The sequence below is a fragment of the Acidovorax sp. K2F genome (assembly GCF_025246485.1).
GTDB classification, from domain to species: domain Bacteria; phylum Pseudomonadota; class Gammaproteobacteria; order Burkholderiales; family Burkholderiaceae_C; genus Acidovorax; species Acidovorax delafieldii.
In genome coordinates, this window is sequence record NZ_JAOBSQ010000010.1 from 14,000 (window position 1) to 27,109 (window position 13,110).

13 protein-coding genes are annotated in these 13,110 nt (G+C 65.3%); 6 read left to right on the forward strand and 7 right to left on the reverse strand.

Annotated elements, in window-relative coordinates; translation table 11 throughout:
• Nucleotides 1–277 precede the first annotated feature (277 nt).
• The 5 genes from N4G42_RS04550 (at nt 278) to N4G42_RS04570 (ending at nt 4,756) form a co-directional block, all read left to right on the forward strand.
• Nucleotides 278–1,156: a carbohydrate ABC transporter permease gene (locus N4G42_RS04550; protein ID WP_015012611.1), complete on the forward strand. Its 879-nt coding sequence runs from the start codon at nt 278–280 to the stop codon at nt 1,154–1,156.
• Nucleotides 1,146–2,015 carry a carbohydrate ABC transporter permease gene (locus tag N4G42_RS04555; protein WP_056744049.1) on the forward strand — a complete coding sequence of 290 codons (870 nt, stop codon included), beginning with the start codon at nt 1,146–1,148 and terminating at the stop codon, nt 2,013–2,015. The genes N4G42_RS04550 and N4G42_RS04555 overlap by 11 nt, the downstream gene beginning before the upstream one ends.
• A 3-nt stretch (nt 2,016–2,018) precedes the next feature.
• Nucleotides 2,019–3,080 (forward strand): ABC transporter ATP-binding protein, encoded by a 1,062-nt coding sequence (locus N4G42_RS04560; protein ID WP_260666327.1) that lies wholly within the window; start codon nt 2,019–2,021, stop codon nt 3,078–3,080.
• 273 nt (nt 3,081–3,353) lie between these two features.
• Nucleotides 3,354–4,331, forward strand: coding sequence for a glucokinase (gene glk, locus N4G42_RS04565; RefSeq protein WP_260666328.1), 978 nt, complete (start codon nt 3,354–3,356; stop codon nt 4,329–4,331).
• Nucleotides 4,328–4,756 (forward strand): VOC family protein, encoded by a 429-nt coding sequence (locus tag N4G42_RS04570; RefSeq protein WP_108498894.1) that lies wholly within the window; start codon nt 4,328–4,330, stop codon nt 4,754–4,756. Before glk ends, N4G42_RS04570 begins: the two co-directional genes overlap by 4 nt.
• Nucleotides 4,757–4,832: 76 nt before the next feature.
• Here the strand turns inward: N4G42_RS04570 and N4G42_RS04575 are convergent, their stop codons facing one another.
• From N4G42_RS04575 to N4G42_RS04600, 6 genes are all read right to left on the reverse strand, one after another.
• Nucleotides 4,833–5,837 carry a transketolase family protein gene (locus N4G42_RS04575; RefSeq protein WP_260666330.1) on the reverse strand — a complete coding sequence of 335 codons (1,005 nt, stop codon included), beginning with the start codon at nt 5,835–5,837 and terminating at the stop codon, nt 4,833–4,835.
• Nucleotides 5,834–6,688 (reverse strand): transketolase, encoded by an 855-nt coding sequence (locus N4G42_RS04580; RefSeq protein ID WP_260666331.1) that lies wholly within the window; start codon nt 6,686–6,688, stop codon nt 5,834–5,836. Before N4G42_RS04580 ends, N4G42_RS04575 begins: the two co-directional genes overlap by 4 nt.
• Nucleotides 6,689–6,724: 36 nt before the next feature.
• A complete protein-coding gene (locus tag N4G42_RS04585; protein WP_260666332.1) occupies nt 6,725–7,984 on the reverse strand; it encodes a TRAP transporter large permease in 1,260 nt (419 codons plus the stop codon).
• Between the two features lie 28 nt (nt 7,985–8,012).
• The gene (locus N4G42_RS04590; protein ID WP_192422394.1) at nt 8,013–8,528 is read right to left on the reverse strand and encodes a TRAP transporter small permease; all 516 of its coding nucleotides are present in this window, start codon (nt 8,526–8,528) and stop codon (nt 8,013–8,015) included.
• 83 nt (nt 8,529–8,611) lie between these two features.
• Nucleotides 8,612–9,598: a TRAP transporter substrate-binding protein gene (locus N4G42_RS04595; RefSeq protein WP_260666333.1), complete on the reverse strand. Its 987-nt coding sequence runs from the start codon at nt 9,596–9,598 to the stop codon at nt 8,612–8,614.
• 44 nt (nt 9,599–9,642) lie between these two features.
• Nucleotides 9,643–10,392: an SDR family NAD(P)-dependent oxidoreductase gene (locus N4G42_RS04600; RefSeq protein WP_099731177.1), complete on the reverse strand. Its 750-nt coding sequence runs from the start codon at nt 10,390–10,392 to the stop codon at nt 9,643–9,645.
• 177 nt (nt 10,393–10,569) lie between these two features.
• Here N4G42_RS04600 and N4G42_RS04605 point away from each other — a divergent pair, with 177 nt between their 5' ends.
• Nucleotides 10,570–11,454 (forward strand): LysR substrate-binding domain-containing protein, encoded by an 885-nt coding sequence (locus N4G42_RS04605; protein WP_099731176.1) that lies wholly within the window; start codon nt 10,570–10,572, stop codon nt 11,452–11,454.
• Nucleotides 11,455–11,512: 58 nt separating this feature from the next.
• On the opposite strand, the gene zwf is transcribed toward N4G42_RS04605, so the two are convergent.
• Nucleotides 11,513–12,967, reverse strand: coding sequence for a glucose-6-phosphate dehydrogenase (gene zwf, locus N4G42_RS04610; protein WP_099731175.1), 1,455 nt, complete (start codon nt 12,965–12,967; stop codon nt 11,513–11,515).
• Between the last annotated feature and the right edge of the window lie 143 nt (nt 12,968–13,110).

Here is a 13,110-nt window from a genome sequence, read left to right on the forward strand (position 1 = left end):
ACGAGCCCATGCGGCGCATCCAAGGCATCCACTCATCCCGATTGCACTCCAATGCGATCCCCGAACAGATTTTGAACAGGTTCTAAGTGAGTGAGTAGCGAGTTAGTTTGAGGTAGACACTTTGTTCATTGGGGGGTGCTCTGTGCGCACCCCCCTTTTTTCATGTGACACAAAGTGGGTGAGTGAATGAGTGAAACGGTGATTCAGTGACTGATCGAGACACCGCGTACCGCGCGCGCAGCGTGTGTAGTGCGTACGCAAGAGAGATTCGCAAGCAATGAAGAATTCCTTTGAAACCTGGCTGCCCAGGCTGGTGGTGACCCCGGCGTTTGTGCTGGGTTTTGCCTTCATCTATGGCCTCATGGTGTGGAACGGCGTGCTCAGCCTCACCGCATCGCGCATGCTGCCCAACTACGAATGGGCGGGCCTGGCGCAGTACGAGCGCCTGTGGGAGATGGACCGCTGGTGGGTCGCCCTGAAGAACCTGGGCATTTTTGGCGTGGGCTATGTGGGCGGATCGCTGGTGATTGGTGTGGTGCTGGCCGTGCTGCTGGACCAGAAGATCCGCGCCGAGGGCGCGCTGCGCACCATCTACCTGTACCCCATGGCGCTGTCGTTCGTGGTGACCGGCACGGCCTGGAAGTGGCTGCTGAACCCCGGCCTGGGCATCGAAAAGATGGTGCGCGACTGGGGCTTCACGAACTTTGAATTTGGCTGGCTGGTGGACACCGAGATGGCGATCTACTGCGTGGTCATCGCCGGCATCTGGCAAAGCGCCGGGTTTGCTATGGCGCTGTTCCTCGCCGGGCTGCGCGGCATTGACGACAGCATCATCAAGGCCGCGCAGGTCGATGGTGCCTCGCTGCCGCGCATCTACTGGCGCATCGTGCTGCCTGCGCTGCGGCCGGTGTTTTTCTCCACGCTCATGGTGCTGTCGCACCTGGCCATCAAGAGCTTTGACCTGGTGATGGCGCTGACGGCGGGCGGCCCTGGCTTTGCCACCGATGTGCCCGCCACCTTCATGTACACCATGTCGTTCTCGCGCGGGCAGATTGGCCTGGGCGCGGCCAGCGCCACCATGATGCTGGCCACCGTGGCGGCCCTGGTGATTCCTTACCTTTACAGCGAACTGCGGAGCAAACCCCATGACCGCTAAGCCCTCTGTTTTTCCGTCCGTGGGTCGCCTGCTGGTCTATGGCGTGCTGGCCCTGGCCACCGCGTTCTTTCTGCTGCCGCTGTACGCCATGCTGGTCACCTCGTTCAAGGACGCAGAGGAGATCCGCAGCACCTCGCTGCTGGCACTGCCCGCTGCGCTGAACTGGTCGGCCTGGGGCACGGCCTGGCAGAGCGCCTGCACGGGCGTGGACTGCAACGGCCTGCGCCCGTTTTTCTGGAACTCGGTGGCTATGGCCGTGCCGGCCGTGCTGATCTCCACCGTGTGGGGCGCGCTCAACGGCTATGTGCTGAGCCTGTGGAAGTTTCGCGGCAGCGACACGCTGTTTGGCCTGCTGCTGTTTGGCGTGTTCATGCCCTTCCAGGTCGTGCTGCTGCCCATGAGCCAGGTGCTGGGCTGGCTGGGGCTGTCCAGCTCCATCACCGGGCTGGTGCTGGTGCACTGCCTGGCCGGGCTGGCGGGTACCACGCTGTTCTTTCGCAACTACTACGCGGCCATCCCCAAGGAGCTGGTGAATGCGGCACGCATGGACGGCGCCAGCTTCTGGCAGATCTTCTGGCGCATCGTGCTGCCGCTGTCCACGCCCATCGTGATGGTCACGCTGATCTGGCAGTTCACCAATATCTGGAACGACTTTCTGTTCGGCGTGGTGTTCTCGGGCACCGAGTCCAAGCCCATCACCGTGGGTCTGAACAACCTGGCCAACACCAGCAGCAGCGTGAAGGCCTACAACGTGGACATGGCGGCCGCCATCATCGCGGGCCTGCCCACGATGGTGATCTATGTGCTGGCGGGTAAATTTTTTGTGCGCGGGCTGACAGCCGGCGCGGTGAAGGGATAAATCATGGCGTCATCACTCGACATTGCAGGCATCAACAAGCGCTTTGGCAAGGGCGACAAAAGCGTGGAGGTGCTGCGCAAGGTGGACATCCACGTCGCGCCAGGCGAGTTCCTCATCCTGGTCGGCCCCTCGGGCTGCGGCAAGTCCACGCTGCTCAACATCATTGCGGGGCTGGATGAGCCCACTGAGGGCGAGATCCGCATTGGCGGCAAGAACGTGGTGGGCATGCCCCCGCGCGACCGCGACATCGCCATGGTGTTCCAGAGCTACGCGCTGTACCCCACGCTGAGCGTGGCCGACAACATCGGCTTTGCGCTGGAGATGCGCAAGATGCCCAAGGCCGAGCGCCAAAAGCGCATCGACGAAGTGGCCGCCATGCTGCAGATCAGCCACCTGCTGGACCGCCGGCCCAGCCAGCTGTCGGGCGGCCAGCGCCAGCGTGTGGCCATGGGGCGGGCGCTGGCGCGCCAGCCGCAGCTGTTCCTGTTCGACGAGCCGCTGTCCAACCTGGACGCCAAGCTGCGCGTGGAGATGCGCGCCGAAATCAAGCGCCTGCACCAGGCCAGCGGCATCACCAGCGTGTACGTCACACACGACCAGGTCGAGGCCATGACGCTGGGCTCGCGCATCGCGGTGATGAAGGGCGGTGTGGTGCAGCAGCTGGGCACACCGGACGACATCTACAACCGGCCCGCCAACACCTATGTGGCGACCTTCATCGGCTCGCCCACCATGAACCTGCTGCGCGGTGCGGCCACGGGCGGGCAGTTTGGCATCCAGGGCGCAGCGCTGAACCTGGCGGCCCCCGCCAGTGCCAACGAGGTGCTGCTGGGCGTGCGCCCAGAGCACCTGGTGATGCAGGAGACGGCCCCGTGGCGCGGCCGCGTCAGCGTGGTGGAGCCCACGGGCCCCGACACCTATGTGATGGTGGACACGGCCGCAGGCAGCGTCACGCTGCGCACCGACGCCCAGACCCGCGTGCAGCCCGGCGACACCGTGGGCCTGGCGGTAGAGCCCGCCAACGCTCACTGGTTTGACGCCAGCAGCGAGAATCGGCTGGCGTGAGCCGCGCGGCGCAAGTGCCGCAGGATCGTTGCATGTAGTGTGCTGTCCCGCAAATAGCTGCACATGAAATCGCGTCCTCACCCCCAGGGCTGCGTTGCAAATCCTCGCGATAGCGACGGCTATCACTGCGGTTTGCGCCTTGCTCTGGGCGCGATGTCATCGATTTCATTTCGCGCAGCTATTTGCGGGACAGCACACTAGTTGCTATTGAACCAATAGCTGTTAGCGCATGTTCTACTAGCGCTAGCAGCTGTTTTTGCTTAAAAACACCGCATGACACCCCTGCGCCTGCTGGCCGACATTGGCGGCACCAACATTCGCCTGGCCTGGCAAGACCAGCCCGATGGCCCCCTGCACGACACCCGTGTGCTGCCCTGCGCACAGTTCCCCACGGTGGACGCCGCACTGGCGGCCTACCTGGCCGAAGTGGGCATTGCCACCCCGCGCGAGGCGGCGTTTGGCATTGCCAACCCTGTCACGGGAGACGCCATCCGCATGACCAACCACAGCTGGAGCTTCTCGCAGCGCGCCGTGCGCGAGGCCTTTGGTTTTGAGCGGCTGGTGGTCATCAACGACTTCACCGCACTGGCGCTGGCGCTGCCCCTGCTCACGCCCGAGCAGCTGCGCCCCGTGGGTGGCGGCGTGGCCGTGCCGGGCGCCGCAATTGCGTTGCTGGGCCCGGGCACGGGACTGGGGGTGTCGGGCCTGGTGTTTCCGCCCGGCTCCAGCCTGGGCGTGCCGCTGTCCGGCGAGGGCGGCCATGTCACGCTGGCCGCGCAGACCCAGCGCGAATTCGATGTGCTGGGCATCCTGCATGAGCGCTACGGCCATGTGTCGGCCGAGCGCGCCGTGTGTGGCGCCGGGCTGGTGGACCTGTACCACGCGCTGCGCCGGCTGGCTCAGCGCGGTGGCAAGGAAGTCAGCTCCGCCGCGCAGGTGACCGAGCTGGCGCTGCAGGCCAACGACCCGCTGGCGCTGGAGGCGCTGGAGCTGTTCTGCGGCTTTCTGGGCAGTGTGGCGGGCAACCTGGCGCTCACGCTGGGTGCGCGCGGTGGCGTGTACCTGGGCGGCGGCATGGTGCCGCGACTGGGCACGTGGTTTGACCAGTCCCCGTTCCGCGCACGGTTTGAGTCCAAAGGGCGCTTCCAGTCCTATCTGGCGACCATTCCCTGCTGGGTCATCGACCCCAGCGCCACGCCCGCGCTGTTTGGCGCATCGCGCGCGCTGGACATTGCGGGCTCGGACGCATGAGCAGCAACAGCGCACCACCGCCCATGCTCCGGCCCACCGGTGTGCACCACGTGGCCATCATCGCCAGCGACTACGCCCGTTCCCGCCGCTTCTACACCGAGGTGCTGGGCCTGCAGGTGGTGCACGAGCACTACCGCGCCGAGCGGCAGTCGTACAAGCTCGACCTGCAACTGCCCGATGGCACGCAGGTGGAGCTGTTTTCCTTTCCTGAACCGCCTGCGCGCCCGTCCTACCCAGAGGCCTGTGGCCTGCGCCACCTGGCCCTGCGCGTGGCCGACATGGCGGCCAGTGTCGCTGCCCTGGCGGCACATGGCGTGGCCGTGGAGCCGGTGCGCACGGACCCGTTCACCGGGGCGCTGTTCACCTTTTTTGCCGACCCGGACGGGTTGCCGATCGAGCTGGTGGAAGAGGGCAGGGCGCGGTAAACCGCACATCGCTGCAACACTGCGCAGCCATTGCGCAGGCGCTAAGGGTGCGGACCTGCCTCCCAGGGCTTCAGTTTTATTTCAACCACGCCTTGACGCGCGCCGAAAGTGCCTCGGTGCTGATGCCGTAGCGGTCGTGCAGCGTGGGCAGGGCCCCCGCATCCAGGTAGGCATCGGGCAGCCCCGCCAGGCGGAACCGCGCGGGCTGTACGCTGTTTTGCAGCAGCGCGCTGGCCACAGCCTCGCCCAGGCCGCCAACCACCGAATGGTTCTCCGCCACCACCACCAGGCGCGGTTTGCGCTGCACCTCGGCCAGGATGGTTGCTACATCGAGTGGCTTGATGGTGGGGCAGTGCAGCACGCCCACGCCGATGCGGTCGGCCTGCAGCGCCTTGGCCACCTCCAGCGCACGCATGGTCAGGAAGCCGCTGGAGATGATGAGCACCTCGTCGCCATCCACCAGGCGCTTGGCCTTGCCCAGCTCGAACTGGTAGTTGTACTCGTCCAGTACCAGCGGCACATTGCCACGCAGCAGGCGCATGTAGACAGGGCCGTTATGGGCGGCCATCTGCGGCACGGCCTGCTCGATGTCGAGCGCATCGCAGGGGTCGATGATGGTCAGGCCCGGGATGCCGCGCATCATGGCCAGGTCTTCGGTGGCCTGGTGGCTGGGGCCATAGCCGGTGGTCAGGCCGGGCAGCGCGCAGCACATCTTCACGTTCAGGTTTTCTTCGGCGATCACCTGGTGGATGAAGTCGTACGCGCGGCGCGTGCCGAACACGGCGTAGGTGGTGGCAAAGGGAATCAACCCTTCTTTGGCCATGCCGCCCGCAGCGCCCATCAGCAGCTGCTCGGCCATGCCCATCTGGTAGAAGCGCTCCGGGTAGGCCTTCGCAAACAGGTGCAGGTCGGTGTACTTGGCCAGGTCGGCGGTCATTCCCACGATCTCGGGGCGGGTGGCGGCCAGTTCGACCAGCGCCTTGCCAAACGGTGCAGCCTTGACGCGCTGCCCTTCGCCCGCAATGGAGGCAATCATGGCGGAGGTGGTCAGGCGCGGTTTTTTCTCGGCAGCGGTGTTCATGCGGCGGCTCCTTCGGGGGCGTTCTGGTCGAGGATGGCGAGGGCCTGCTGCCACTCGGGCGGATCGACACGGATGAAGTGGTTCTTGTCACGCGTCTCCAGGAAGGGCACGCCCTTGCCCATCAGCGTGTTGAACAGGATCACACGCGGCTTGGGCCCTGTCAGATTTCGCGCGGTGTCAAAGGCCGCCAGTACGGCAGCCAGGTCGTTGCCATCGACACGCTGCACATGCCAGCCAAAGGCCAGCCACTTCTCGGCCAGCGGCTCGAAGCCCAGCACTTTGCTGCTGGGGCCGTCAGCTTGCTGGTTGTTGATATCCACCAGACAGATCAGGTTGTCGAGCTGGTGGTGGGCCGCCGACATGGCGGCCTCCCAGGTCGAGCCTTCGTCCAGCTCGCCGTCGCTCATGGAGTTGTAGACGAACGCGGGGTTTTTCTTCTGCTTGAGGCCCAGCGCCATGCCCACACCGATCACCAGGCCTTGGCCCAGCGAGCCACCCGAGATTTCCATGCCCGGTGTGTATGTGGCCATGCCGCTCATGGGCAGGCGGCTGTCGTCGCTGCCGTAGGTTTCGAGTTCGTCCTGCGGGATCACGCCTGCTTCGATCAGCGCCGCGTAGTGGGCGATGGCGTAATGGCCGTGCGACAGCAGGAAGCGGTCCCGCCCCTCCCAGGTGGGGTCTTGGGGCTGCAGGTTCAGCGCGTGGCCGTAGGCCACGGCCAGCACATCGGCCCAGCCCAAGGCCTGGCCGATGTAGCCCTGGCCCTGAACCTCACCCATGCGAACGGCGTAGCGGCGGATGCGATGGGCGCACCGGGCCAGCGCCTGCAGTTTGTCTGCGGCGGAAGTCATGGAGTTCTCCTGTGTGAAAGCGGGGAAGAAAAGCGGTCAGCGAAGGATCGAGGCCGGCACGTAAGACACCAGCGCCAGCACCAGGAAGGCCACAAAGTAGAACGGCCCCAGCTCGCGCACCGTCTGGCCCACCTTGACCTTGGCAAGCGCGCTGGTGATGAACAGCGTGGTGCCCACCGGCGGGGTGTAGAGCCCCACAGCCAGGTTCACCACCATCATGATTCCCAGCTGCACCGGGTCCATGCCAATGCTTTCGGCCAGGGGCAGGAACACCGGGGTCAGCAGCAACACGGCGGCCGGCAGGTCGATGAACATGCCGATGAACAGCATCAGCAGGTTCATGATCAGGATCACGATCCAGCCCTGGCTCACGTTCTGCTGGATCCAGTGGGCCACGCCCGTGGGCATCTGGTCGTAGGTCAGCAGCCAGCCGATGGCGGCAGAGGCCATGATCACCAGCAGCACCACGCCGGTCGCCAGTCCCGCATGCACCACGGCATCGTTCAGGCGCTTGAGCGACAGGTCGCGGTACACCACCACCGACACCGCAGCGGCGTACAGCGTGGACAACACGGCCACCTCGGTGGGTGTGGCAATGCCAAAGCGCAGGAACAACACGATCAGCACCGGCAGCAGCAGCGCGGGCGACGAGTACAGCAGGTGCACGCGGAATTCACTCCAGTTGATGGGGGTGGTGTCGCGTGGGAAGTTGCGGCGCTTGCCGACCCACCTGCACATGAACATAAAGCCCACGCACATCAGGATGCCGGGCAGGATGCCCGCGACAAACAGTGCCGCAATGGAGGCATTGGCCGTCAGGGCGAACAGAATCATCGGGATCGAGGGCGGGATCAGGATGTCGATGGTGGCCGCTGCAGCCAGCGTGGCGGCAGAAAAAGCGGGCGGATAGCCCAGGCGCTTGTGCCAGGGAATCAGCAGCGAGCCGATGGCCGAGGCATCGGCCACGGCCGAACCCGACACGCCACCGAACAGCGTGGACGACAGCACGCCCACTTGCGCGGGCCCGCCGTGAAAGCGACCGATCAGCGTGCTGAGCACGCCCACCAGCGCAGCCCCCAGGCGCCCGCCCATCATGAGCGAGCCGGTGAGCATGAAAAACGGGATCGCGATCAGCGGAAAGCTCTGCACCTGCGCCACCATCTGCTGCACCAGCAGGTCGAGCGGCACGCGGTCGGATGTGGCGGCGGCGGTCATGGCCGCGACCAGCAGCGCATGGGCGATGGGCATGGCCAGCACGGCCGCACCGAGAAAGACAAAAAGAATGAGGGCACTCATGGTGAGATCCTTGGCAGGGGGGCGGGGCTTACCAGTGCGCCTCGGGCACGGCGGTCTCGGCATCGGGCGCGCTGGGCACCGGTGGCGTGGCCCAGGCGTTCCAGGCTGACTTGAGCGCCAGCAGCGCCAGCATCACCAGCCCACCCATCACGCAGCCATAGGTGAGCGACCCGGGCACCTGCAGGATGGGCGACTTCTCGTCGTGGACGATCTCCAGCATCTGAAAGGTGGCGCGGGCGAGCGTGCCGTACAGCGCTGCCACCACCAGCCAGCTGCCGATGGCCGCCCAGCGGCGCAGCGCGGGGGGCACGGCGTCCATCAGAAAGCTGGTGGTGATGTGGGCACCGTGCGCTGCCGCCAGCACCACGCCAGACATGACCAGCCACGGAAACAGCAACTCCGGCACCTCATTGGCCCACTGCAGGCTGGTGCCGGTGGCGTAGCGCAACACGGTGTTGGCCACCAGGATGATGAAGATGACGGACGTGCTGATCCACAGCAGCACTCGGCATAAGCCGACAACGGCCCATTCGATGAGGTTCATCGGGAGACTCCTTGGGCTGCAGGGCCGGGGCCCGTGCAGCGGCTTCGGGGAAATGAGGACAGGCGCCGCAGCGCCCCGAACGGTCAGCGCGCGGCGGCGATGACTTTCTTGAGGTACGGGCCGATGGGCGTGGTCAGCCACTTGGCGTCCACCGCAACCGTGGCCTTGGCAAACGCGGCCTTGTCCACCGTGGTCACCTGCACGCCCTTGGCCTTGAGGTCGTCCAGCAGCTTGTCGTCGGCCTCTTGCGACATCTTGCGCTGCAGTGTCGTGGCCTCGGCAGCCGCTTCGGTCACGGCCTTGCGGTCGGCGTCGGACAGGCGGTCCCAGGTGCGCTTGCTCATCAGGAACGGCGTCATCTGGAACATGTGGCTCGTCAGTGCCAGGTGCTTTTGCACTTCGTACAGCTTGCTGGCGTGGATGTTGACCAGCGGGTTCTCCTGCCCATCGACCACGCCCTGCTGCAGCGCCACGTACAGCTCGGCAAACTTGATCTGCTGTGCCTCGGCACCCAGCGCTTGCATGATGTCCACCAGCACTGCGTCAGGCGGGGTGCGCATCTTCAAGCCCTTCATGTCTTCGACCTTGGTGATGGGGCGTCTGCTGTTGGTCATGTGGCGGATGCCGTTGTCCCAATAGCCCAGCACCACTATGCCCTTGTCGGCCGACTTCTGTGCCAGCTCCTGGCCCAGTGGGCCGTCAAGCAGCTTGAAAGCCTGCGAGGGGGTGGAGAACATGAACGGCATGCCGTAGGCGGCGTACTCGGGCACGGCCACCGACACGGCGCCTTGCGAGTTCGCCGTCATGTCCAGCGCGCCGGTGCGCACGGCCGTGACCATGGCAGCGTCGTCGCCCAGCTGGGCGGATGGCGCCACCTGCACCTCGATGCGGCCTGCGGTCTTGGCCTTGAGGGTTTCAGCGAATTTGACAGCGGCCTCGTGGCGCGGATTGCCGGGGGCAGCGCCATGGCCCAGCGTGAGCTTCATGGTCTGCGCCTGCGCGAGCCCGGGCAGTGCCACCGCCAAAGCAGCGGCTGTCAGCAGGGTGCGGGTGAAGGTTTTGCGTTGCATGGTTTGTCTCCTGGTTTATGTTTGTTGAGAGGTCGTGAGGGCGGTCAGTGGATCAGCATGCCGCCGTTCACATCGAGCGTGATGCCGGTGCAATAAGTCGAAAGCGGGCTGGCGAGAAACACGCAGGCTCCGGCAATGTCATCGGCCCGGCCCAGGCGGGCGAGTGGAATGGTTTCCGCGATCTCGGCCTTTTTCTCTTCGGTCAGCTTGCCCTTGATGATGTCCGTGCCGATCAGGCCGGGGGTGATGCAGTTGACGCGGATGTTCTCGGGACCAAACTCGCGGGCCATGGCGCGGGCCAGGCCCAGCACACCTGCTTTGGCGGCCGAGTAGTGAGGCCCGCCCAGAATGCCGCCGCCGCGCTGGGCCGACACCGACGAGATGCAGATGATGGAGCCGCTTTGCTGTGCACGCAGCGTGGGCAGCACAGCCTGGGACATGTACAGCGTGCCACGCAGGCTGACGTTGAGAATGCGGTCGTAGTCGGCGCCCGTGATCTCCAGCGTCTTGACGGGCTGGGTGATGCCCGCGTTGTTAACCAGCGTGTCGATGCGGCCGAAATGGGCATACACCTGGGCGGCGGCGGCATCGCACGATGCCTTGTCGGTCACATCGGCCACCAGGCCCAGGTGGCCCTCGCCCAGCCGCGCGGCGGCGCCTGCGGGGTCGGCGGCTTCGAGGTCGAGGATGGCGACTTTGGCGCCTTGCTCGGCCATCAGGCGGGCGGTGGCAAACCCGAGGCCGTTGAGTCCCGCCCCTCCGGTAATGATGGCAACCTGGTTCTTGAGCAGCATGTGTTTTGTCTCCTGTGGTGTGAAGGTGCAGGAGACTTGCACGCTGCCGGTGAGGGCGGCTGTCGAAGCGGTGTCTCCTGTTCTGGGAGCCGATTCTCAAAGCCGCTCAAGATGATGACAAGCGATGAATCATCAGCGTAAGATGACATTCCGTCATCTAACGTCAGGGTTCACCCCATGCCCACCTTGCCGCCCATTGCCAATCTGCAGGCCTTCGAGGCCGTGGCACGCCGCCGCAGCTTTGCACTGGCAGCGGCGGAGTTGAACCTCACGGCCTCGGCCATCAGTCACCAGGTTTCGCGACTGGAGGCACAGCTGGACATCCGCCTGTTCGAACGCAGCGCCCACGGGGTGCGCCTGAGCCCTGCGGGCGAGCATTACCTGATGCACGTGGGTGCAGCGCTCAACGCCATCGCCACGGCCACGGACGATCTGCGTCATGGCATCCGCAACAGCCTGTATGTGCACTCGGCACCCAGCATTGCCAGTCTGTGGCTCATGCCGCGCCTGCACCACTTTGCACAGGCCTACCCGGAGATATCGCTCAACCTCTCGGCCGCCCACACACCCAGCGATTTCGCACTGGGCCAGGCCGACATCGACATCCGCTACGGCATTCCGCAGTGGGGCGATCTGGTGGTGGAGCCGCTGTTCGAGGAGGCGATCGTGCCGCTGGCCAGCCCGGCCTTCATCAAGGCGCACAAGCTCAAGCGCGCAGAGCAGTTGCTGGACCTGCCGCTGATCCAGAGCAACGTCAGCATCGTGCAGTGGTCCGACTGGTTTGGCCGGTTCACCAAGCTGCGGGCACCCGACCGTTTCTCCCTGCGGTTTGACCGCGCCCAGATGTCCCTGGACGCCGCCACACAGGGCCTGGGCGTGGCGCTAGAGAGCGCCGTCAACGCGGGTGGGCACCTGGCCGATGGCAGGCTGAAGGCCCCGTTCGGCATGGACCAGGCCGTGCGGGTGAAGGCGCATTTCGCCGTGTACCCCGAGCGGCACGCCAAGCGCCCAGCGGTGGAGGCGTTTCTGTCGTGGCTGCACAGCGAGGCTGCGCAGACCTAAGAAAACAAGGCCCGGCGGCCGAGGCTGCGAAGGTCTGCAGCCGCCGGACGCGAGGCTCTCACATCTCCTCGCTCCAGCAATACCCGTCGCGCGCAATCATCGCGCTCGCGGCACGCGGGCCCCAGCTACCGGCAGGGTAGGGGCGGGGGCCTGCAGGGTCGTTCTTCCAGTATTGCAGGATGGGTTCCACCCAGCGCCAGGCTTCTTCCTGCTCGTCGCTGCGCACAAACAGGTTCAGGCGGCCAGCGATCACATCGAGCAGCAGGCGCTCGTAGGCGCCCACGCGCTCGGTGCCAAAGCGCTGGTCAAAGTCCAGGTTCAGGTGCACCTGCGACAGCGCGGGCTCGGTCTGGTGCTGGGCGGCGCCCTGCGCCATCAGGTGCAGCTCCAGCCCATCCTTGGGCTGCAAATTGATCACCAGCCGGTTGGCGGCGCCTGCAGGCGTCTTGAAGATGGGGTGGGGCACGGGCCGGAAGTTGATGACGATGTGCGCGTCGCGCCCCGCCAGCCGCTTGCCGGTGCGGATGTAGAACGGCACACCCGCCCAGCGCCAGTTGCTGATCTCGGTGCGCAGCGCCACAAAGGTCTCGGTGGTGCTGCTGGCGGCCACGCCTTTCTCTTGCGCGTAGCCGGGCACGGGCTGGCCCTGGTGGTTGCCGGCCGCGTACTGCCCACGGATCACGTGCTGGCCGATGGTCTCCAGCGTCCAGGGCTTGAGCGACTGCAGCACCTTGAGCTTTTCGTCACGGATCGCGTTGGCGCTGGAGTTGATGGGGGGCTCCATGCCGATCGCGCACAGCAGCTGCAGCGCGTGGTTCTGCACCATGTCGCGCAGTGCGCCGGTCTGGTCGTAGAACGCGCCGCGCGACTCCACACCCAGCTCCTCGGCAATCGTGATCTGGATGTTGGCAATGGTTTCGCGGCGCCACAGGGGCTCGAACAGCGCGTTGCCAAAACGCAGCGCAAACAGGTTCTGGACGGATGGCTTGCCCAGGTAGTGGTCGATGCGGAAGACCTGCTCTTCCTTGAGCACGCGGCGCAGCGTGTCGTTGATCGCGCGGTTGGACTGCAGGTCGTGGCCCAGGGGTTTTTCCAGCACCACGCGGGTGGTGGGGCCGTTCAGGCCCACCGCGGCGATCTGTTCACACACATTGGTGAACAGGCTGGGGGCTGTGGCCACATACATCACCACCGAGTCGGCGCCGCGCGCCTTCAGCGTCTCGGCCAGGCGCTCGTAGTCCTGGGTTTTGGACAGGTCCATGCGCAGGTAATGCAGCAGTGCCGCGAAGCGTGCAAACTCGTCCGGGCTGGGGCGCTTGGCCAGTTCCACGCTGTCGAACCGCGACTGGATCAGGCTGCGGTATTGTTCGTCGCTCAGGTCGTCGCGTGCGACCGCGATGATGCGCCCCCCCTCAGGCAGCGTGCCATGTCGGAATGCCTGAAACAATGCGGGCATGAGCTTGCGCCAGGCAAGGTCGCCGGTGCCGCCGAACAGGACGAGGTCAAAACTCATGGTGTCTCCGTGATGGGGTGGTTCGTTTTGTTGCGTGGGATTGTAATCACGTTACATGATTTTCTAAAGAGGAGTGCCTTGTATCTACTGCTTGTAACCCAAAAGAACCTGTTAATAGGCCACTTTGTCGTGTAATCAAGTTA